The 20,622-nt window shown below is 71.4% G+C and carries 14 protein-coding genes; 9 read left to right on the top strand and 5 right to left on the bottom strand.

Annotation, left to right across the window (positions count from 1 at the left end; genetic code table 11):
• Window positions 1-10: 10 nt before the first annotated feature.
• The 8 genes from ACIRD7_RS08715 to ACIRD7_RS08680 all read left to right on the top strand — a co-directional run bounded on the left by ACIRD7_RS08715 (window position 11) and on the right by ACIRD7_RS08680 (window position 13,566).
• Complete coding sequence (locus tag ACIRD7_RS08715) at window positions 11-742, top strand: LysM peptidoglycan-binding domain-containing protein (protein ID WP_403451380.1); 732 nt, start codon at window positions 11-13, stop codon at window positions 740-742.
• Entirely contained in the window at window positions 742-2,646 is a 1,905-nt protein-coding gene (locus ACIRD7_RS08710) for a VgrG-related protein (RefSeq protein WP_403451378.1), read from the top strand. The genes ACIRD7_RS08715 and ACIRD7_RS08710 overlap by 1 nt, the downstream gene beginning before the upstream one ends.
• A 135-nt stretch (window positions 2,647-2,781) precedes the next feature.
• The gene (locus tag ACIRD7_RS08705) at window positions 2,782-3,222 is read left to right on the top strand and encodes a GPW/gp25 family protein (RefSeq protein WP_403451376.1); all 441 of its coding nucleotides are present in this window, start codon (window positions 2,782-2,784) and stop codon (window positions 3,220-3,222) included.
• A complete protein-coding gene (locus ACIRD7_RS08700) occupies window positions 3,222-5,180 on the top strand; it encodes a putative baseplate assembly protein (protein WP_403451374.1) in 1,959 nt (652 codons plus the stop codon). Before ACIRD7_RS08705 ends, ACIRD7_RS08700 begins: the two co-directional genes overlap by 1 nt.
• Window positions 5,177-5,740: a phage tail protein gene (locus tag ACIRD7_RS08695; protein WP_403451373.1), complete on the top strand. Its 564-nt coding sequence runs from the start codon at window positions 5,177-5,179 to the stop codon at window positions 5,738-5,740. Before ACIRD7_RS08700 ends, ACIRD7_RS08695 begins: the two co-directional genes overlap by 4 nt.
• The gene (locus ACIRD7_RS08690) at window positions 5,737-7,437 is read left to right on the top strand and encodes an NADase-type glycan-binding domain-containing protein (protein ID WP_403451371.1); all 1,701 of its coding nucleotides are present in this window, start codon (window positions 5,737-5,739) and stop codon (window positions 7,435-7,437) included. The genes ACIRD7_RS08695 and ACIRD7_RS08690 overlap by 4 nt, the downstream gene beginning before the upstream one ends.
• A gap of 150 nt (window positions 7,438-7,587) precedes the next feature.
• Entirely contained in the window at window positions 7,588-12,753 is a 5,166-nt protein-coding gene (locus ACIRD7_RS08685; protein WP_403451369.1) for a hypothetical protein, read from the top strand.
• A 144-nt stretch (window positions 12,754-12,897) separates the two neighbouring features.
• Window positions 12,898-13,566 (top strand): DUF2238 domain-containing protein, encoded by a 669-nt coding sequence (locus ACIRD7_RS08680; RefSeq protein ID WP_403451736.1) that lies wholly within the window; start codon window positions 12,898-12,900, stop codon window positions 13,564-13,566.
• A 1,059-nt stretch (window positions 13,567-14,625) separates the two neighbouring features.
• Here the strand turns inward: ACIRD7_RS08680 and ACIRD7_RS08675 are convergent.
• Together ACIRD7_RS08675 and ACIRD7_RS08670 are read right to left on the bottom strand one after the other, a co-directional pair.
• On the bottom strand, window positions 14,626-15,936 hold the full coding sequence (locus ACIRD7_RS08675) for a phosphatase PAP2 family protein (protein ID WP_403451734.1): 1,311 nt from the start codon (window positions 15,934-15,936) through the stop codon (window positions 14,626-14,628).
• A gap of 171 nt (window positions 15,937-16,107) precedes the next feature.
• The gene (locus ACIRD7_RS08670) at window positions 16,108-17,712 is read right to left on the bottom strand and encodes an FAD-binding oxidoreductase (RefSeq protein ID WP_403451367.1); all 1,605 of its coding nucleotides are present in this window, start codon (window positions 17,710-17,712) and stop codon (window positions 16,108-16,110) included.
• Between the two features lie 75 nt (window positions 17,713-17,787).
• Here ACIRD7_RS08670 and ACIRD7_RS08665 point away from each other — a divergent pair, with 75 nt between their 5' ends.
• Window positions 17,788-18,441 carry a TetR/AcrR family transcriptional regulator gene (locus ACIRD7_RS08665; RefSeq protein WP_403451732.1) on the top strand — a complete coding sequence of 218 codons (654 nt, stop codon included), beginning with the start codon at window positions 17,788-17,790 and terminating at the stop codon, window positions 18,439-18,441.
• A gap of 182 nt (window positions 18,442-18,623) precedes the next feature.
• Here the strand turns inward: ACIRD7_RS08665 and ACIRD7_RS08660 are convergent, their stop codons facing one another.
• From ACIRD7_RS08660 to ACIRD7_RS08650, 3 genes are all read right to left on the bottom strand, one after another.
• Window positions 18,624-19,232, bottom strand: a complete 609-nt coding sequence (locus ACIRD7_RS08660; protein WP_403451365.1) for a nucleoside deaminase — start codon at window positions 19,230-19,232, stop codon at window positions 18,624-18,626.
• 97 nt (window positions 19,233-19,329) lie between these two features.
• Window positions 19,330-19,728, bottom strand: coding sequence for an iron chaperone (locus ACIRD7_RS08655; RefSeq protein ID WP_403451730.1), 399 nt, complete (start codon window positions 19,726-19,728; stop codon window positions 19,330-19,332).
• 178 nt (window positions 19,729-19,906) lie between these two features.
• On the bottom strand, window positions 19,907-20,542 hold the full coding sequence (locus ACIRD7_RS08650) for a glyoxalase (protein ID WP_403451364.1): 636 nt from the start codon (window positions 20,540-20,542) through the stop codon (window positions 19,907-19,909).
• Window positions 20,543-20,622: the final 80 nt, after the last annotated feature.

Raw genomic sequence — 20,622 nt, 5'->3', positions numbered from 1 at the left:
GCGAGCGCACATGGCAGGCAAGGCAGGAAGAGGCGGCGCGGGCAAGAGCCTGGTGCGGGCCTCGCTGGCCATTCACGAGCCGCCGATCGGCCGCAGCACCACCCCGGGCGCGCTGATCAAGAACTTCACCTTCGAGTTCAACCCGTCCCAGCTCGCGCTCAGCCGGCAGGCCCAGTGGAAGAGCACCCCGACCGCCGCGGTGCGCGACGGTTCCGTACCGGAGTTCATGGGGCCCGAGCCACGGCAGATGACGGTGGAGATCTTCCTGGACTCCTCCACCGACCCGGGCGGCAACAGCGTGCTGAAGAAAGTGGAGGCACTGTTCTCGTGCTGTGAGGTGACCGCGAAGAGCATCGCCGCCAAACAGCCCTCCACCCCCTGGGTCGTCTTCCAGTGGGGGTCCTTCTCGACGGCCCGCTTCACCGCGTACGTCTCCTCCGTGGAAGCCGCCTACTCGCTGTTCGGCACGACAGGAGTACCGATCCGGGCCACCTGTCAGGTGCGGCTGCACGAGATCCCCAGCCGGACCAGGGGACAGAACCCCACCTCGGGAGCGCTCACCGCACGGCGGGTGCACCGCGTCGTCGCGGGCGACACGCTGCAGTCGCTGGCGTGGCGGGAGTACGGCGACGCGAACGTCTGGCGGGCGATCGCCGAGGCCAACGGCATCGACGACCCGTCCCGGCTGCGGACCGGCACTCAAGTGGTGCTTCCGGCGGCCGAAGAGGTGGGCGGTCACTGATGGCGCAGGCGTCCTTCTCCAACGTCGTCCATGTCTCGATCGGCGGCGGCAAGCTCCCGGACCACATCGCCGACGATCTCGTCGGGGCGTGGGTGGACCTCGGGTCCGGCGTCCCCGGCGCGTTCCGGCTCACCTTCCGGGACCCGCACGGCCTGCTGCTCGGCGAGCTGAACGTACGGTTCGGCACGAAGGTGGTCGTGGCGCCGGTCTCGGACAGCCAGGGCGCGGCATCGCCGTTGCTCACGGGCGAGGTGACCGGCATGGAGACCGACTACGACGGCACCGGCACGTTCACCGTGATCCGCGGATACGACCTGGGCCACCGTCTGATGCGGCAGCGCCGGGTCGCCGCGTACCGCAACCAGACCGCCGCCGACATCGCCCGCAAACTGGCCGCGCGCAGCGGCATCGCGATCGGCAGGGTGCGGTCGACCAAGACTGTCTATGAGTTCATCAGCCAGTCGAACGTCACCGACTGGGACTTCCTCTCCCGGCTCGCCGGCGAGAACGGCATGGTGATGTCGCTGGACTCCCGGGGCAAATTCCAGTTCGTCGAGGCGGCGCCGGCGTCCGGAGCTCCACCGACCAGCACCGACGGCGACAAGAGCCCGTTCGTGCTGCACGCCGGGCAGGACGTGCTGCGCTGCCGGGCCGCGGTCACCTCCGCGGACCAGATCGGCAGGGTCGAGTCGCGGGGCTGGGACGTCACCACGAAGAAGACCCTCACCGCGACGGCGCCCACGACCAGGACCCCGGCCGTCGCCATCGGCACCACCCCGGGCGCGGCAGCCTCGGCGTTCCCGCCCGGGAAACTGGTGGAGACCGAGACGCCGTACGACCGCCAGTCCGAGGTCCGCCACGCCGCCGACGCGCTCGCCGACGACATCGCGTCCTCCTTCGCCGAGCTGGAGGTCACCGTGCGCGGCAACCCGAAGCTGCGCCCCGGTGTGCCGGTCACGCTCAGGGACGTGGGCGTCCCCTTCGAGGGCAAGTACACGGTCACCTCCGTACGGCACGTCTTCGGCGACGACAGCCACTATCAGACCTGGGTGACCGTCAGCGGCCGGCAGTGGCGTTCCCTGTACGGGCTCGCCTCCGGCGCCGGCGGCACCACCGCGCCAAGGCTGCCGAGCGTGGCCAACGCCCTCGTCACCGACGTACAGGACCCGCTGAAGCAGGGCCGGGTGAAGCTGCGGTTCCCGTGGCTGGACGACACCTACGTCAGCGACTGGACCCGCACCGTGCAGTGGGGCGGCAAGTCGGGCGGCGGGATCTTCCCGCTGGACGTCGGTGATGAGGTGCTGGTGGCCTTCGACCGAGGGGCATTGGACCATCCGTTCGTCATCGGCGGCCTCTACAACGGCCGGGACGTGCCGACCCCGGTCCCGGACGTGCCCCTGCACGACGGACTGCGGCAGAAGGCCATCCGGCACACGCTGTCCGACCGGGACGGGAACCGGGTGGACCTGCTCAGCCAGACCACCGGCGCCCGCCAGCAGGGCGTGCGCGTCGCGAGCGGCGACGACCGGCTCACCATCAATCTCGACCGGACGAAGACCGAGATCACGGTGGACAGCAAGGGCTCCGTCACCATCAAGGGCGGCCGGTCGGTGTCGGTGGAGGCGGGCACGGACCTCACCCTGAGCGCGCGGCGATCCCTGACCATCAAGAGCGGCGGCCCCCTCACCCTCCAGGGCAGAGGTCTGGTCAACCTCAAGTCGCTCGCCGGGGCCGTCAACGTGGACGCGCTCGGCGCGCTCAGCCTCAAGGCAGCGGGCGCGGCAACGGTCACCGCGGGAGGGACCGTCCAGGTCAACGCCACCGCCAACGTGGGCATCCGGGCCGCCACGCTCATGCTGCAGGGCGTCGTGCTGGTCAACAACAAGCCGTATCCGATCCCGTGACGGCGGGAGTCCGGTGCGGTCCGCGCAGTACATGAGAGTCGTCGGGTCCGTGAAGTCCATGAAGTCCGTGAAGTTCATGACGTTCGTGATGTTGGTGAAGTCCGCCAGGAGCGGGAGAAGGCGGGTGGTCTGCTGATGGCCGAGCAGTTCGTCGGGGCCGGCTGGGCGTTCCCCCTGCGCATCGGGCCGACCGGGGGCATCGCCCTGGTCAGCGGGGAACGGGAGATCGAGGAGGCCATCCGGCTGGTGCTGTCCACGGCGCCGGGGGAACGGCCGATGCGGCCGGAGTTCGGCTGCGCCATCCACGACCTGGTGTTCGCGCCGGTCAACGAGGCGACCGCGGGCCGCATCCAGCACGAGGTGTACGTCAGCCTCGACCGGTGGGAGCCACGGATCGAGGTCACCGAGGTGGAGGTCACGGCGAGCACCGGCCAAGGGGTGCTCTTCATCGACGTCCGCTATGCGATCCGCGGCACCAACAACCCGCGCAGCCTGGTCTTCCCGTTCTACGTCATCCCGTCCCACGACGAGCCCGGCGACGACGGCTCGGACATCTCCCCGGAAGGCGCCCGCTGATGGCCCTGCCCTCCCCGAACCTCGACGACCGGCGCTTCCAGCAGTTCGTCGACGACGCCAAGCGCTACATCCAGCGGCGCGCCCCCGAGTGGACCGACCACAACGTCTCCGACCCGGGCATCACCTTCGTCGAGACGGTCGCCCACATGGCGGACCAGATCGTCTACCGGCTGAACCGGGTGCCGGAGAAGAACCACGTGGCCTTCCTCGACCTGGTCGGCATCCGGCTGTTCCCGCCGTCGGCCGCCCGGACCGAGGTCACCTTCTGGCTCTCCGCCCCGCAGGACGAACCGGTGGTGCTGCCCGTCGGCACCGAGGTCGCCACCGCTCGCACCGAGAGCGAGGAGGCGGTCGTCTTCGCGACCGAGCGTGAACTGGTCGTCGTACCCAGCGCGTTGCGCCATCTCATGGTGCAGCGACAGGGCGAGCCCGTCACCGACCTGACCGCCGATCTCGCCGAGGCGAAGGACGTGATGTGCTTCGCCGAAGCCCCACGCCCTGGTGACTGCATGCTGCTCGGGCTGGACGCCGCCGTGCCGCACTGCGCGGTGGCGCTGGGTCTGGACAGCCGGGTCGACGGCGTCGGCGTCGACCCGCGGCAGCCGCCGCTGGTGTGGGAGGCGTGGACCGAGGACGGCTGGGCCGCCTGTGAAGTGGACCGGGACGGCACCGGCGGCCTCAACCGGCCGGGCGAGGCCGTGCTGCACGTTCCCGGCGGGCATGTGCTGTCCCGTACCGGCGGGCGGGAGGCCGGCTGGTTGCGCTGCCGGGTCACCGAGCCGCTGCCGGGCCAGCCCTTTTACACCACCTCGCCGACCGTGCGTGCCGCCGAGGCGTTCACCGTGGGCGGCACCACCGGCGTGGTGCACGCCGAGACCGTGTACGACGAGTCCCTGGGCGAGTCCACCGGTCTGCCCGGCCAGCGGCTCCGGCTGGCTCACGCGCCCGTCGTGGGCGACGATCCGCCGGTGCTGTTGCAGACGGCCGAGGACGACGGCTGGCGGGACTGGGACGTCGTACCCCACTTCGCCGCCTCCGGACCGCACGACCGGCACATCACCGTCGACGCCACGACCGGGGAGGTCGCCTTCGGCCCGGCGGTCCGGGAACCCGACGGCACCCTACGCCAGTACGGGATGGTGCCTGCGCAGGGCGCGGTCGTACGGGTGCGCCGCTACCGGGTCGGCGGCGGCCGGGCCGGGAACGTGGCCCGCGGCGCGGTGCGGGTGCTGCGCACCTCCGTCCCGTACGTCTCCTCGGTCGTCAACCGGGAGGCGGCGCGGGGCGGGGTCGAGGGCGAGACGGTGGAGGAGGCCAAGACCCGGGCGCCGATCACCCTGCGGGCCCAGGAGCGCGCGGTGACCCTGCGCGACTACGAGGAACTCGCGCGGCGTGCCGCCCCGGAGACGGCCCGTATCTCCTGCCTGGAGGGCGAGGAGAGCGAGCACGGGGCGTACGCGGTACGGGTGCTGGTGGTCCCGCAGGCGGTGCCGGACCCGGGCGGCAGGCTGCGATTCGAGCAACTGGTCCCCGGGGACGGCCTGTTGCGACGCATCACCCGCTTCCTCGACGAGCGCAGGCTCATCGGGACCCGGCTGGCGGTGGGGCCGCCGTTCTACCAGGGCGTGACCGTCGTCGCGACCGTGCACGCCTTCCGGGGCGTGGACGCCGACCGGGTGCGGCGGCAGGCGCAGGACGCCCTCTACCGCCACCTCGACCCGCTGACCGGGGGTGCCGACGGGACGGGCTGGCCGTTCGGCCGACGGGTCCAGGCGGGCGAGATCTTCGCTGTGCTGCAGCGCGTGGCCGGTGTGGAACTGGTCGACGAGGTGCTGCTGCACCCGGCCGACCCACTGACCGGAAAACGGGGCGAGACGACGGACCGGATCGACCTGGACCCGGCGGCGCTGGTGTTCTCCTTCGACCACCGGGTGCGCGTGATGGGGGACGGCGCATGAGTGCGAGGGGTTCCGTCGACGGGCTGAGGTCCTCCGCACCGCTCGGCGAGATGCTGCCCGCCGTGTTCGCCGACGACGACCTGGCACAGCGTTTCGTCGCGGGTCTCGACGAGGTGCTCGCTCCGATCCTGAACGTCCTGGACTGCCTGGACTCCTACTTCACCCCCGCGCTCGCCCCGGCGGACTTCACCCGCTGGCTCGGCGGCTGGGTCGGCGCCGAGACCGACGGCACGGAGCCCGAGGAGTGGCTGCGGGCCGCCGTGGCGACCGCCGCGCATCTGCACCGGGTACGCGGCACGCGACGCGGACTGGCCGAGACGGTCCGGCTGGCCTTCGGTGTGGAGCCAGAGATCAGCGAGAGCGGAGCCGCCGACTGGAGCGCCGGGCCACTCGGCCCCGTCCCCGGCGAGCCCCGGCCACGGCTGCACGTCACCCTGCGGCTGCCCGACCCGGCCCCCGCGGACACACACCGGCTCGACAGCCTCGTGGCCGCGGCCCGCCCCGCCCATATGCCCTACACGGTCCAGGTGACCGCCGCGGAAAGGATTCCCGAGAGATGACCAGCCAGCCCCCCGCCACCGGTTCCGGCAGGGACGGGGCAGCGCGCTGCGCCGACTGCGGCACCCGGGCGGCGCCCGGCCAGTTCTTCTGCGACTCCTGCGGCGCCGTGCTGCGCTGGGCCCGCCACATGGCGGCGCGCGGTGAGACGGCCCAAGACACCCACGCCCGCGAGTCGGACGCCCCGCGCACCGAGGAGCCGACGTCCGGGCAGTTCGCCACCCGGACCGGCAACGCCCGTGGAACGGACGACGCGCACACCGCCGAAGCCCGCCCGCCGGCCGGGCGATCGGACTCCCGGGCCGAAGGCGACCGGGCAGCCGCGGGTGGGGTTGGCCGGGACACGGACCCGGACGACCGGGGCGGAAGTCGGTCGGTTGATCTCGGGGCGTCCGCGACCGGGAGCACTGAGCCGTCGCCTGGATCGGGGCGGGCCACCGGGCGGTACGCCGATGCCGAGGACAACGCGTACGCCGATCTCGTGGCCTCGTTCGGGCAGGCCCCGTCGACCGCGACGCGAACCTCGGAAACGGACGGCACCCCGTCCGGCACGCGCACCTCTGGAGAGCCTGGGCCGGACCCGGACCGTCCGAGCCCCGGCCGACCGGACACCAGCGCGTCGAGCACCGAGGACCCCGGCACGAGCGCGTCGCGCCGCAGCGAGCCGCTCACCCCAGATCCGCACACGACTGGGGCAACCGACGGGCCCACCCGCACCGGCGGGGCGGAAGCCGCCCCTACCTCACCGCGTCCCTCGGCGTCCTCCGCAACCTCCGCAACCTCCGCCGCCGGAGACGACACGGTCGCGCGGGCCAGGTCTCTGATCGTGCCGGTCGCCGACAGCGACCGCCGGGACGCGCCGACAGCGTCCGTCCCGCCTGTGTTGCCGGGCCGCCCGGTCGCGGACCGCCCGCAGGTCCGCAACCCCGGCCGGGAGCCCGGCGCCGACGGCGGCGTGCCCTGCCCTTGGTGCGGCACGTCCAACCGGCCGGACCGGCACTACTGCGTCCTGTGTGCCATGCCGCAATCCGGCGGCCCCGCGGTCCCCGGACGCCGCCCATGGTGGCGCCGCGTGCTGGACTTCCGTCAGCGGGAGGCACCGTGGGCCGGTGACCGGCCGCGTCTGAAGCGGGGTCTGGGCTACCTCATGACCTGGGCGCTCTGGGCGGTGCTGCTCACTGTGCTGATCACCGCCGTCGTCAACGCCGACGACGCCGTCAGCGCGGTCCGCGACCACTTCTCCAAGCGCGGCCCGGTCGGACCGGACAGCGTCAAAGCCTCGCGCTCCTATCCGCGGCACGGTCCGGAACTCGCTTTCGACAAGCTCAACAACACCTGGTGGGGGCCGGGGGTCAACCAGTCCGGTGAGGGCGAATGGGTCGAGGCCCGCTTCGACCAGCCCACCCGACTGCTCGACGTCATCATCACCCCCGGCGTCTCCGTGCGCGCCGACGAGCTCTCCGAGTCGGCACTCCCCCGGCGCGTCGAGGCCGTGATCACCACCGCGGACGGCAAGAAGGAATCCCGCTTCCTCACCCTCGACCAGGCCGCCGGGGGCCAGCGCCGCGCCTTCCGGGCCGATGAGGTCACCGCCGTACGTTTCATCGTGCGCTCGGCCTACGCGGCCTCCGCCGACAAACAGGTCGCCATCGCCGAGATCGAGTTCTTCGGCCCGTCCAACAGCGGCAGATCCCGGTAGCCCGGTCGTCCCGCCAAGGGGAAGCGAGACAGCGTGCGCAGTCACCAGCAGCCGGGAAGCGGCCGGAGCGGCGCTTCCCCACAGCGGTCCGGCTCCCGCCCCGATGCCCAGGAGAAGGGAATCGAGAGACCGGGGAGGGCTCCCCTCGCCGTGCGCGCCGTCCAGCAGACGGCGGGCAACAGGGCAGCCGCTGAGGCGATTCGGGCCGCGCGGAACGGGCAGGGGCAGCAACCGCGCTCAGGCAGCTGGAGCGGGTTCTCCGAGCGGCAGCCCGGCTCCGAGGAGGTCGGCGTCGGCCCGGACAAGGGAAAGGGCAGGGCGGGCGTTCTTCCGCCGGAAAAGCCGTTCGGCTTACCGGAAGAGCCGCATCTGACGGCGGTGTCCGGCATCAGGCCCGCCGCCCCCCAGGCCAAAGAGAAGGGGAAACCGAGCCCGCCCGCACCGAAGCGGTTCGAACTGCCGTCGTACCTGTTGAACCTGGAGGCGGGCGGGCTCTCCATGACGTACGGGCTGACCGGCGACGATCTGGTGCGATCCCGGATCGCCGCCCTCGTCGGACAGGACGACGGCGCCCTCGCCGACATCGAGGCGGAGCTGGCCGGGCGGCCGGAGAGCTTCTTCGGGGCGGGCCGCGCCTTCCCCGTCCCGGGCACCAGCGGCGCCGAGTGGTACGACGTCACCGTCAGCATCTCCCGGGCCCCCGACGACCGCCCTCCCCTCTTCCAGGCGGGACTCCCGGCCGACGTCACGGCGCAGCCGCTCGCCGAACTGGAGGATCCCGAGGGCAAGGACACCAAGCTCGACGTCCACCACACCAGCGCCGCCACCGTGAGCAGCACCGGCGGAGGCTCCTCCAGCAAGGGCGCCGGTGGCGTGGCCTTCGGTCTCGCGCCCGTCGTGCCGGGACTGTGGCTCGGCGGCGCCGTCACCGGCAACGTCCAGCCCTGGCAGTCCTCCCGCGAGTCCCGTCACCAGCGGAACGTGGCGGAGATCCGCGTACTGCGCAGCGAAAAGGGGACGGTCGAGGTGCACCGAAAGGTGCGGTACACGGTGCGGGTGCGCAAGGTCGGCGACGGGTTGACGCAGACCGCCCAGGTCCCGGGCGGGCTCACCCACCGGGTCCCGGTCGAGCACCTCACCCCGGCGGGCACCGGCGGGCCCGGAACGACACAGCGCTCCCGGCGTCCGGTGGGGTCGACCGCCCAGGCTCGGGTCGTCTCCCTCTCGGACTCCCTGGCCCCCATCGGGGTGACCGAGACGGCCGCACCCCATGAAGGCGGCGGCGGACTCTTCGACACGGTCGCCTCCGTCATGCATCCCGCCGTCACCTCACCCGGCGCCCCCGGCAGGGCCCGGCTGTACGCGGCGACCGCCACGGCGACGGTCCTGGAGGACCTGCCCCGGCTGCTGCGCGACGGCGTCGTCGGCGAAGACCTCGTGGCCAAGGACGGTAAGACGGTGGGCAGCTACCACCTGCGGGCGACGCTCGACCGGGTCGTCCCGGCCTGGGGAACCGGCAACACCCAGCTCCGCAACCACCAGCAGGCCCAGACGTCGGTCGCTCAGAGCGCGGGCAAGGGGCGTGCGCTCCAGGCCGGAGCGGGCCCGGCGATCGGGGTCGGGGCCGTGGCCAACGCGGCCGTCGTCCGTGGGAGCGCGATGCCGGTCGGCGGTGCCCGCAAGGCGCGCGGCTCCGCGGCCGAACAGGCCGTCTCCAGCCGGCAGGGCGCCGAGGTCCGCGGGGCGAAGGCCCTGTACTTCGGCAGGATGACCCTCACCGCGGAGGGCACGGGCCAACGCGCGGGGGACATGGCCCTGCGTCCCGGGCCCCGGGTGGCCCGTCACTCGATGGACGTCTGGTTCAGTCTGCGAGCCGACGAGGCCAAGGCACTGGGTCTGCCCCTGCCGCAGGGAATGACCGCCGGTGAGTTCACCGAGAAGCCGAGGACGACCGACGCACACGGCGCCGAGGTCGAAGTCGAGCGGTTCCTGCCCTTCGGCGGCAAGGGAGCGAACGTCGCGCTCAGCCGACTCGACACCGGGCCCATGGTGCGGACCGTACGCCAACTGTTCGCCACCGACCCCCGGCTCGCCGGCTACCTCCCCGCCTTCGGCACCGATCCCGCGCCCGCGGAGATCGGCCAGGAGGAGGCCGAGACCCAGCGGCAGAACTACCGTGCGCTGATGGCCGCCATGTCGGAGACCAACCTCCGGGTCAACAAGGACCAGCTGCTGTCCACCGGCATCCGGGTACGGCTGCGCCGCAAGACGAGCCTGCACGCGCACGACGTGCAACTCCTCTTCAAGGGCGCGCTGGGCGAGACCGCCTTCGAGGGCGACGTCAAGGACTGGTCGGTGCGCAGCCACGCCGGCGTCACCAGCAACTCGCAGAGCGGCCGGGGCAGTTCACGGTCCATCGGCGGTCTGCTCCTGGGCCAGGCACGGGTGGTTCCCGGCATCATGACCATGGGAGCCCGCTACGAGCATCACCGTAGCGGCGCCCGCCGCAATCAGGCCGGCCCCACCAGCCGTACGGACATCGTGTCCAACGGCTCCGACAGCGCGAGCGCGTTCACGGCGGCCCTGCGACTCGATGTGGAGGTCACCATGACCTCCAGGCCGCGCAAACTCGCCCGTGGTGTCACCCCGGGCACACCGGGCCGGGACGTGCCGGAGGCCGAGACGGTCGCCTACATCAACCTTGGTCCACAGGACATACGGCTGCTCACCCCGACCGAATTCACCGTGGACAGGGCGGACATGAACCGGATCGCCGCCGTGTCCGCCGCTCGCCGGAGCGCGCCCGCCGCCGCCGAGCACCAGTTCGAGGCCAAGGGGATCGGCGATCTGGCCGAGCTCACTCCGCGGCCGTCCGTCGGAGCACTGCTGACGCAGTGGCAGCTGGTGGAGTCGCTCGACGGGGAACCCGTACGGGACCTCGCCTTCCAGCTGCTGGCCCGGGCGGCGGCCCGCGACAAGGGTCTACGCGAGGACCCGGCGCTCGCGACGGAGGGGCTCGCGCCTCGACAGGCGATCGAGGAGCGGTTCGGCGAGCGGGCGATCCAGGGCGCGCTGCGGCAGGCCGCGTCCGCCGGCTGGGTCGTGAAGAACCTCACCTATCCGCGGCGCCTCGCCGGGCTCAACGGCGCGGTGGGGACCCGGATCTCCCTGGCCAACCCGAAGTTCCTGCACCTGGCGGAGGGGCCGGGCACCGAGACCTTCGTGCTCGGCGGGCACCAGTCCACCGGCCTGAAGGGCAAGGGCACCTCCCACGTCTTCCAATACGCGGTCGGTGGTGTGGAGACCGGTGCCAGCTGGCGCGCGGGCCAGGGCCTGGCGGTTTCCCACACCTCGGGCAGGAGCAACGCCGACGCGCTCACCGTGGCCGGTACGGTGGAGCGCAACGCCCACACCCCGAAGAAGGGCAAGCTGTACCTGGTGCAGTGCGATGTGCTGCTGAACATGGTCGCGGAGGTCAAGGTCACCGGGGCGGGCCCCTATGTCACCAAGGGCGTACGCACCCTGCCCGCGGCGGCGGGCGTATGGCTGACGGAGGCACAGCTGCCGGAGTCGGTACGGCAGGAGGTGGCCGCTCGGACAACGCCGCCCGCCGACCATGGCCACACGGCTCCGCATCCGAGCGGTGAGACGCAGGCGGAGAGTTCCCGGGCGGCCGCCGCCCGCACACCGGCCGCCCACACGGACACCGCGACGGCGACGGCGACGACCACGACCACCTCATCCGCACCGGCGCTCGCGGCGAACCGCGCCCTCGGCTTCGGCATCATCGAGGACCTGCCGGACTTCGTCCCCCTGCTCGCACAGCTGCGCGGCCGCCTCGCCCGGGGCCCGCACGCGAGCCTCGTGGAACGCCTGCTGCCCCGCCGCCAGACCGACGACCGCAACGACAACGTGCAACGGCTGTTGCGTGTTCTCGACCGGGACGGTTCCGCCGGGCTGCTGTCCAGTGCGATGGACGGCGGAGTCACCGTCGAGCTCCTCGACGACCGCAGGACACCGTACTGGGCGGTGTTCAAGATCGGCAGGGCGGGCGACGGCATGTCGACGGCGCCCGCGAGCGACGGCCGGGACATGGAGTACATCACCTCGGCCGTCGCGCAGCAGGCCACCTCCCGCGACAAGGGACACACCACCGGCGTCGAGGGCGTCCTCGCCGGATCCCTCAGACCCGAGAACGGCACCAGTCGGCTGAGGAACGTCGGCGGAGCGGGGGGCATGGGCTACGCGTCCGGCCACTCACGACGCGACGCCGACGTGCGCCGCGGCCAGCTCGGCATGAAGTCCGTCGCGGACAGCTCCTTGACCTCGGAGAAGGTGCGGGTGCCGATCCGTGCGAGCCTCGAACTCTACAAGGGCGACAAGCGGCTGGCCCGCGCCGATCTCGGCAGGACCGCACTGACCCATCGCATCCTGCGCTCGGACCTGGAGGCGCTCTCCCGGGTGCGGATGCCGGTGGAGGACCATGCTCTCTCCTCGCGGGGAAGCCGCGACGGCGGCGCCACGGCGTTCACCCCCGCCTGGCGGGACGCGGGTGTGAAGCTGCCCTTGGAAGCACAGGTCAACGGCTTCCAGGGGGCGCCCCAGGTCCGGGAGCTGGTCAGCTCCGCCGTACGGGCGGCCGGCGGCGGCGACCGGTTCCGCTCCAAGGGACAGGCGGCGGCCTACGCCCTCGACGAGGCGGTGTCCACCGAGTGGATGATCAGCGCGCTGCCGCTGCTCACCGCCGCCGGGGCCGACCTGCCGCCCGTGTACGCGACCGGCCTGGAGGGGCAGGACCTGCGCGCTTCCGTGCACGCGCGGTTGCGCAACGGGCAGGTCCTCGGTCTCGGCGGCAAGATGACCTTCGAAACTCTCGGGCAGAGCGATCTGGCCGCTCCCCGGCCGACCCAGGCCGACGGCCAGAGCAGCACCGATCACAGCAGGACCGCCCGTGCGCTGGTCGGCGCAGGAGTGCTCAACGCCACCGAGTTCCGCCTCAACCAGCTGATCGGCAACGCGGGCGGCGCCGGCGGCCCGAACGACGCCATGGCGAACTCCTCCGGCTCGATGCCCGTGACCAAACCGAAGATGAAGGCGGTCCTGGTGCAGTTCACCCTGGATGTCAGAGTGCAGGCCACCGTGACGGGCCGGGCGCGGGACCGCGCCGGCACGGCGGTACGGGAGCTGACCCTGCCGCACCCGGTGGTGATCCGTATGCCGGAGCCCGTCGTCCGCCACATGCTGGCCACCCAGGGCGACCGAGTGAAGGACGACGGCCACCACCTGGACCCGGCCGCACCGGCGCCCACTTCCTGAGTTCCGGCCCGAGCCGCCCGCTGAGGTCCCAACCAGGCGTCCCCACACGGCAGATGAGTAGGCGTACTCATGCCGGGCTTCGCGACGACCCCGAGGATGGCGGCACCACACAGACACGAGGAGCACACGATGTCCGCCATCCACATGTCCCTCAACCCCTCACCATCGGACGCACCGCCGGCCCCCGGCGGTACCGGTCGCCGACTGCCCGCCGTTCTCGTGGCCGTCGTGGCCGCGGCGCTCATGGCCTCGGCGTGGGGTGCCAAGGACCCGACCACCTGGCTGCTGGAGACGGTGTGGGTGATGGTGGGCCTGCCCCTGGCGATCCTGCTGCGGCGGCGGTTCCCGCTGAGCGGCCTGCTGTGCGGTCTGCTCGCCGTGCACGCACTGGTCCTGACCGTGGGCGGGCACTACACCTACGCGGAGGTCCCGGCCGGAGACTGGGTGCGCGACTGGTTCGGCCTGGAGCGCAACCCCTACGACCGCTTCGGCCACCTCATGCAGGGCTTCGTCCCGGCGATCCTGGTCCGGGAACTCCTCGTCCGCACCTCGCCGTTGCGCGGCAGCCGCTGGCTCGCCCCGCTGGCCGTCTGCGCCTGCCTCGCCTTCAGCGCCGTCTTCGAGATGCTGGAGTGGGCGGCGGCCGTGATCGGCGGACAGGCCGCCGACGCGTTCCTGGCCACCCAGGGCGATGTCTGGGACACCCAGTGGGACATGTTCTGCGCGCTGATCGGCGCCACCTGCTCACTGCTGCTCCTCAGCCGCCTGCACGACCGCAGCCTCACCCGCCTGCCGTTCGCGACGAAGGACTGAACCGGTCCCTCAGCCCGGCGTGCTGTGCGGAGCGAGGAGCCTCGCGGTGAAGGCCACGAGGTGTGCCCGCATCCGCTCACGGGACATGCTCTCCCCGAATACCGTCGCTGCACACAGGGGATCCGCTGCGCATCTTCTGTCACGTCCGTGTCACGAGCCCCATGGACGCTTGCGTGTCACAGGGCTCCGGCCTGGACTTACGCGCCCGTCCTGGACCAGCGGGACGCCCAGAGACGGCTTCTACGACATGTGCCGTGTCGTACCTCAGGACTCGCACGCCATCCACCACAGATCACGCACCAAGATCCGGACCAGGTGCGGACCAACTCGGCTCAGCAGCAGACGATTCCACCCTTTTGCCGCAGGTCAGAGGCGACGGTGAGCGTGTACCACCAACAGACCAAGAATCGGCTGGGACGAACGCGCACCACACCCAGTCGCAGCGCTTTGTCCGTGCCCGCAGAGCCGAGCGGCAATGCCAGACGGGAGTCAGTGCAACCACCGTTCCCCCACCACCCGGCAAAGTTGCGCGGTTGGCGACCTGACTGATGGGCCAACCCGGCCCTGAGTCGAATCAGCCCCAAGATGTCCGAATCTCAAGCGCATCGTCGCCGCCGGCCTCATCGGCACCACCATCGAGCGGTACGACTTCTTCCTGTAGGGCGAAGCGATTTGTGGCCATTTGAGCGTAGGCCCTGAGGCTGCGTAAACAGCGTTGCTTGCACAGCAGCTGGCGGGACCCGTCCGGGGCGAGCCGGGGTTGCGGCCGGACACCCAGTTCTCGATCGCCGGGTCCTGCGCGGTCTTCGTCACTGGAAGTAGGGCCGTCATCAGCTGCCGACTGGCCGTGTCGATGATGACGCACAGGGTGATGATGCGCTGGGAGTTGACGTCAGAGCGGGCGATGTCGGTCCACGCTCCGTAGGCCAGTCATCGGCGAGCTCGGCCAAATCAAGACTGAGTCGAGGAATCGACACCTGAGGGGCGGCTGGCGAGGTCACGCGCCGGTTGGCCGACCGGGTGGCCAACCGGCGCTCGAGCGCTCCCTGCGGGCGTGCGTCAGACCAGTTCGGGCTGCGGTTCCGGCTGCGGCACCGGTACTGCCTTCGGCTCCCACCGGCCGGTGGTGCGGAGGTAGGCGTAGATCACCGAGGCCATGGCCAGGACCACCAGCGGTCCGAACAGCCACGGATACGTGGCCATCTCCATCGGCAGGTAGCGGTAGGACAGCAGGAGTGCGGCGAAGACCGCCGTGCCGTGGGCGACCAGTTGGATCCCCGCCCGGTCCCAGCCTCGGTCGAGCGCGCGCAGGGCTGCCTCGATGGTGAGCGTGAACACCACGCCTGCCACGATGTCCACGCCGTAGTGGTAGCCGAATCCCAGGGTGGCGCCGAGGGTCGCGATCAGCCAGAAGGTGCCCGCGTAGCGCAGCAGCCGCGGGCCCTTGCGGGAGTGGATGAACAGCGCGGTGGCCCACGCGGTGTGCAGGCTGGGCATGCAGTTGCGCGGGGTGATCCCGTCGAAGGGGATGGAGTGGAGGGTTGTGAGCGGTGGTGGCGTCTCGGGCCAGAGGTTGCTCACCGCCCACTGTCCGCCGTCGGCGCCGTAGGCGAAGATCGGCCCGACCACCGGGAAGATCATGTAGATGCCGGGCCCCAGGAGGCCGATCACCAGGAAGGTGCGCACCAGATGGTGGCCGGGGAAGCGGCGCTCGGCCGCCACATGGCGCAGCTGGTACAGCGCGACGCAGACCGCGGCCAGCGCCAGTTGCACATAGACGTAGTCCAGCACATGGGCGCCGACGGGACCGGTGGCCCGTACGATCCGGCCGACCACCCAGGACGGGTTGCCGAGTGCGTGGTCGGCGGTCGCCACGTACGGGTCGAGGACCGTCGGGCGGGTCTTGGACGTGATCAGCAGCCAGGTGTCGCCGGTCTTGCGGCCGGCCACGAGCAGCAGGCCCAGCCCGACCCCCTTGAGCAGCAGCATCCGCTCCCGGCCGGTGCGGTGCGTGACGGCGATCACGGCGCACCCCACCATCACCCACAACGCGCCGTTCCCGAACGGGTGGCCCCCGGTCATCTTCACACCGAGCGCCAACCGCACCAGCAGCAGGACGATATCGATGCCGATCGCGGCGGCGAACGCGAGGAGCCTCTGCCGCCAGGTGAGCACGACCGTCATCAACGCCAGGCTGCCGTAAAGGAGAAAGCCCGACTTGGGCGGAAATATCACCTCTCGCGCCTGATTGGTGAGAGGCCCGCGCTCACCGTAGCGACGCGCGGCGACCTCCAGCGCGATCAGGAACCCGAGGGCGATCACGGCCGCCGCGCCCCACCCGAGTATTCGCGGTTGGCGCCATATGGAAATTTGGTTATTGCGGTCTATTCGCGGCTTTTGCGACAACAACCGCCTTGATCTATATATCAATTGTTAGCCATGGGTGTGTGAAGTTAGCCGGCAGGTAACTCGTTCGTAAGTTCGATCATGCTAACGGACTAACACACAAGAACCCCACAGCCCGGACGTACTCCGGCTGAATCAGTCGACCAGGACGCCCGGATTGAGGATGTGGCGAGGGTCCAGGGCGTCCTTGGCCGCGCGGAGAGCCAGCGCGAAGGGCTCCGGGCGCTGGAGGTCGTAACCGGGGCGGTGGTCGCGGCCGACGGCGTGGTGGTGGGTGATCGAAGCGCGGTGCCGGTGCAGGACATCGCTCGCGGCGGCCTTGATGTCGTCCCAGACCTCGACCTCGTCGCCGGGGCGGCCCGCGACGGCCACGGTGAAATAAGGGGCCGCTCCGTCGGGATAGACGTGGGTCAGACGGCAGTTGACGGTGGCCTCGTGTCCGGTGCACTTCAGCGCCGCGGCTTTGACCTCCTCGCGAACCGCCTCGATCAATGCGGGGATCCTGTCCCAGGTGGCTGCGGTTTCGAAGGTGTCGACGACCGCGCCCATACGGGCCAGGCCGTCCCGGAGGTAGGGCATGCGCAGGAACGCCGAGCGCCAGGCACTCACGGCCGCGTCAGCCGGGGCGTCGCCGGACATGCTCGGAGCCTCGCCGCGTCCGCCGTGTCCGCGGGCCATGTCCAGGGCCGTCGCGAGACGGTCACCGACGGGGGCGGTGGCGGATTCGAAGCCCAGGACCAGGACGGAGGATCCGTCGTGCGAGGCGCCGGAGAACAGCGCCTCACCGGGGTCCAGCAGCCGGCAGTTGGCCGGGGCGAGGTCGGACTGGGCGATGGCCCTCACGGCGTCGAGCGCACGGTGGAAGTCGGCGAAGGTCACGGATGCGGAGGCCTTGTGCCGGGGGCGTTCCTGGAGGCGCATCCATGCCTCGGTGATGACGCCGAGGGCCCCTTCGCTGCCGAGGAACATCCGGTCGGGCGACGGTCCGGCGCCGGAGGCGGGCAGCCGCCAGGACGTGCCGGTGCCTGCGGGTGTGACGACGCGCAGGGACTGCACGAAGTCGTCGATGTGGGTGTGAACGGTGGCGTAGTGGCCGCCGGCCCGCGTGGCCAGCCAGCCGCCGAGCGTGGAGAACTCGAAGCTCTGCGGGAAGTGGCGCAGGGTCAGGCCGTGCGGCCGCAACTGCTCCTCCAGCACCGGGCCGAGCGCCCCTGCCTGGATGAGGGCCGAGCGACTCGCGGTGTCGATCTCCACGACCCGGTCCATGGAGGTCAGGTCGAGCGACAGCACGGCGCGGTGCGCGTCGCCTCGGTACTCCACGCCGCCGACCACCGAGGAGCCACCACCGAAGGGGATGACCGCCACGCCCTGCTCGCCGGCCCACTCCAGCAGGTCGGCCACGTCCTGTTCGTCCGTCGGGCGGGCGACGAGGTCGGGGATGCGGCCGGGGCGTCCGCGCAGGGCCCTGGCGATATCGCGGTAGGCCTTGCCCATCGCATGGGCGGCGCGCGATTCGGGATCGGCGGTGACCACGTGCGCCAGGGCGGGCGGTGCGGTCACGCCGGGGCTGCCGATGGCGAGGTCGGCGACCCGGGGTACGGGCAGCGGCCGGGGCAGGGCGCCCGGCAACAGGGCGCCCAGCGCGAGGCATTCGTCGTCGTCCGGGTGGGAGTCGGCGTACCCCCAGCCCCACCAGGAGCGTGCGCGGGAGGCGGCGGGGTCGGGCGCGGTGGCGGGCATGAGGGTGCTCCCAGCGAGGTTCAGAGGAATTTACCTGACGGTAAATTACCGTAGGGTAAGATGGTGGCCATGACAATGCCCTCGCCCCCGTCCAAGGCCGGCACCAAGGGGGTGCCGAGGGCCGCGCGCGAACGACAGGTCCTGGCGGCGGCCACCGAGGAGTTCGGCCGCCACGGCTACGAGGCCACCACCGTCGCCGCGATCGCCGCGCGCGTGGGGGTCACCAAGCCGCTGCTGCACCAGTACTTCGGCAGCAAGCAGGACCTCTACCTCGCATGCCTGGAACCGATCGGCGACCGGCTGCTGAACGTCGTCCGCGACGCGATGGCCGACAGCGACAGCGGTGCGCCGCCCACCTCCCTGCGCGTACTGGACGCGCTGTTCACCGCGCTGGACGGGCGGCGCGAGGCCTGGTTCGTCCTCTACGACGCCACGCTGCCGCCCGGCAGCGACGCGGCCCGCCGCGCGGCGTACTACCGCGGCGCCATCGACGACCTCGCCGCGAGCGGCACGGCCGACCTCCTGCACACGGCCGGATCCGCGGACCCGCTCGACGCCGACGCCCTCAAATACGCCTGGCGCGGCCTGTGCACGGCCCTGGTCCGCTGGTGGATCAACCACCCCGACCAGTCACCCGAGGCCATGACGCGGCGGTGCGCGCGGATCTTCGCCGTGGCCCGCTCCATCGGGGGCGACGACGACCACACCTCGCCTCCTGGGGGCGTATGACGGCTGGCCGATGACGGCTGGGCTGACAACGGCTGGGCCGATGAACTCCCCTGGGCTATAGATGAAGTGAAGGAAGGCCGACGGGACGACATGGGGAGGGGGAAGACCCATGCGCAGGATCATCCGGGCGCGCCTGATCGTGCTGGCGCTGCTGATCGGGGCGCTCGCCTCGCTCGCGCCGGTCAGCCACGGCGGATAGCGGGCGGGTCGGGGAACCGCCGGCGCAGGCGCCGGGCCTCCTCGAAGAGGCGGTTCGTGTGGTCGGCGAGGACTCCGCCCAGGAGCAGCTCCGGCGTGTAGAAGGACCGTGCGGAGGCGGCCACCTGCCGTGCGGTCAGGTCGATCTGGACGATGTCGGTCCGCCGGATCTCGTCGATCGAACTGGCCCACACGACGCGGCGCAGATTCGCCCACGCCATCGCGCTCATGCACATCGAGCAGGGCTCACCGGTCGTATAGAGGGTGGTGTCGGCCCAGCCCTGGTTGCCCTGCCGACGTACGTAGTCGTTCATGGCGACCACCTCGCCGTGCAGCAGGGGGCTGTCCGCGCCGGTGTTGACACCGCTCCCCCGGACCTCGCCGGTGCGGGTGTCGACGATCACCGCGCCGAAGGGCCACTTGGGGTTCTTACGGGCCTGCTCGACGGCCAGCCACATGAAGCGCTCGTGCTGCCTGCCGCTCTCGTGTGCGTGACCCTGCTGGAGCGCGGGGCCAGGGAGTACGAACGGCGCCGCCGCCCCCGTAAGCGCGGCACCACACCTGCCCAGGAACTGCCGTCTGCCCGAGTCCATATGCTTCCTCTCACCCGACGTCAACGACTCCGCAAGGTATCCAAACCACTACGGATGGTGTCCAGTCAGGGAGGGGCTCATGCGGTCGGGGGCGACCTCAGCCCACCGCCTTCCTCACCAGCGCGTCAATGCGCTCTTCGGTCGCTGCCGTCAACTCGGTTAGGCCGAACGCGACCGGCCACATGGCGCCGTCGTCGAGCGCCGCCTGGTCGCTGAAACCGAGCGTGGCGTACCTCGTGCCGAACTTGTGCGCGCCCTGGAAGTGGCAGACGACCTTGCCGTTCCTGGCGTAGGCCGGCATTCCGTACCAGAGCTTCGGCGTGAGTTCGGGGGCGGCCGCCCTGACGATGGCGTGGATCCGCTCGGCGAGCACCCGGTCCGCCTCCGGCATCTCGGCGACCTTCGCGAGCACATCGCGCTCCGCCGCCGCCTCCTTCTCCGCCCTCGAACCGCGCCGCGCGGCCGCCTTCTTCTGCTCCTGCGCGTGTTCCTTCATCGCGGCGCGTTCCTCGGCGGTGAATCCGGTGTACCGCTCCTCGGCCGTGCCGGACTTCTCGGTCAAATCAGTGGTGATCGACTTCGTACGCTGCATCGCTGGTTTCCTCTCGTGCGAGATGAGGGGGCTCTGTGTCGGGGTGGTTCAGGCTTCCCTGGACGGCGCGGGGGAGTGCGACTCACCTCTCCCAGGCGAATCCGTCCGGGTCGGTGAACGATTCGGCGGTGCTGCCGAGGACTATGCGGTGGGAGCCGGAACCGTCCACGGGGACGCCGAGGTCCTTGGCCAGGCCGCGGCGCTTGTACAGCGCCAGCTTGACGGGGGCGGACGCGCCGGAGTCGAACTCGGCGTACTTGCCGCCGAAGCTCTTGGCCACGGTCAGGCCCCGGCCGACGTAGTACTGCTTGCTGGCCTTCACGTCGGCCACGCCCAGCAGCAGGACGACCTCGTCGATCTCGGTCGTGGCCGGGCCGTTGTCCTTCTTCGCCGGGGTCGCGACCTTCCAGATCGTCCCGTCCGGGGCCTGGACGACGCCGCCGTAGCCCCAGAGCGACTTCGCGGCAGGCTTCAGTACCGTGGCGCCGGCGTCGATCGCAGCGCCGAGGAAGTGGTCGACGGTGGCGGGGCCGGACACGGTCAGCGCCAGGGTGAAGCCGCGGAAGCCGGTGGACGGGGCTTCGGATGCCCGGAGGCGGATGTGCTTGTCCACGCCGAAGACGGCGTAGAAACGGTGGGCCGCCTCGACGTCGGCGACCTCGACCGTGACATAGGCGAGGGACTCGGTGGATGCGGTAGGTGCCTTGGTTTCTTCCATGGCCAACACGCTAGGCGCGGCCCTGTGGCCGGAGCTTCTCGATTCCTGACCGGTCGCGTGGCCGACGCCTCCAGCCCATA

The sequence above is a fragment of the Streptomyces sp. NPDC093568 genome (assembly GCF_044764945.1).
Lineage (GTDB): Bacteria > Actinomycetota > Actinomycetes > Streptomycetales > Streptomycetaceae > Streptomyces.
Note: the sequence above shows the minus strand (reverse complement) of the source record. Positions and strands in the feature narration are given on the sequence as shown.

What these genes read in the sequence shown, in the direction of transcription:
- ACIRD7_RS08715 (WP_403451380.1), top strand. Translation starts at nt 11, where the DNA reads ATGGCAGGCAAGGCAGGAAGAGGCGGCGCGGGCAAGAGCCTGGTGCGG.
- ACIRD7_RS08710 (WP_403451378.1), top strand. Translation starts at nt 742, where the DNA reads ATGGCGCAGGCGTCCTTCTCCAACGTCGTCCATGTCTCGATCGGCGGC.
- ACIRD7_RS08705 (WP_403451376.1), top strand. Translation starts at nt 2,782, where the DNA reads ATGGCCGAGCAGTTCGTCGGGGCCGGCTGGGCGTTCCCCCTGCGCATC.
- ACIRD7_RS08700 (WP_403451374.1), top strand. Translation starts at nt 3,222, where the DNA reads ATGGCCCTGCCCTCCCCGAACCTCGACGACCGGCGCTTCCAGCAGTTC.
- ACIRD7_RS08695 (WP_403451373.1), top strand. Translation starts at nt 5,177, where the DNA reads ATGAGTGCGAGGGGTTCCGTCGACGGGCTGAGGTCCTCCGCACCGCTC.
- ACIRD7_RS08690 (WP_403451371.1), top strand. Translation starts at nt 5,737, where the DNA reads ATGACCAGCCAGCCCCCCGCCACCGGTTCCGGCAGGGACGGGGCAGCG.
- ACIRD7_RS08680 (WP_403451736.1), top strand. Translation starts at nt 12,898, where the DNA reads ATGTCCCTCAACCCCTCACCATCGGACGCACCGCCGGCCCCCGGCGGT.
- ACIRD7_RS08670 (WP_403451367.1), bottom strand. Translation starts at nt 17,712, where the DNA reads ATGCCCGCCACCGCGCCCGACCCCGCCGCCTCCCGCGCACGCTCCTGG.
- ACIRD7_RS08665 (WP_403451732.1), top strand. Translation starts at nt 17,788, where the DNA reads ATGCCCTCGCCCCCGTCCAAGGCCGGCACCAAGGGGGTGCCGAGGGCC.
- ACIRD7_RS08660 (WP_403451365.1), bottom strand. Translation starts at nt 19,232, where the DNA reads ATGGACTCGGGCAGACGGCAGTTCCTGGGCAGGTGTGGTGCCGCGCTT.
- ACIRD7_RS08655 (WP_403451730.1), bottom strand. Translation starts at nt 19,728, where the DNA reads ATGAAGGAACACGCGCAGGAGCAGAAGAAGGCGGCCGCGCGGCGCGGT.
- ACIRD7_RS08650 (WP_403451364.1), bottom strand. Translation starts at nt 20,542, where the DNA reads ATGGAAGAAACCAAGGCACCTACCGCATCCACCGAGTCCCTCGCCTAT.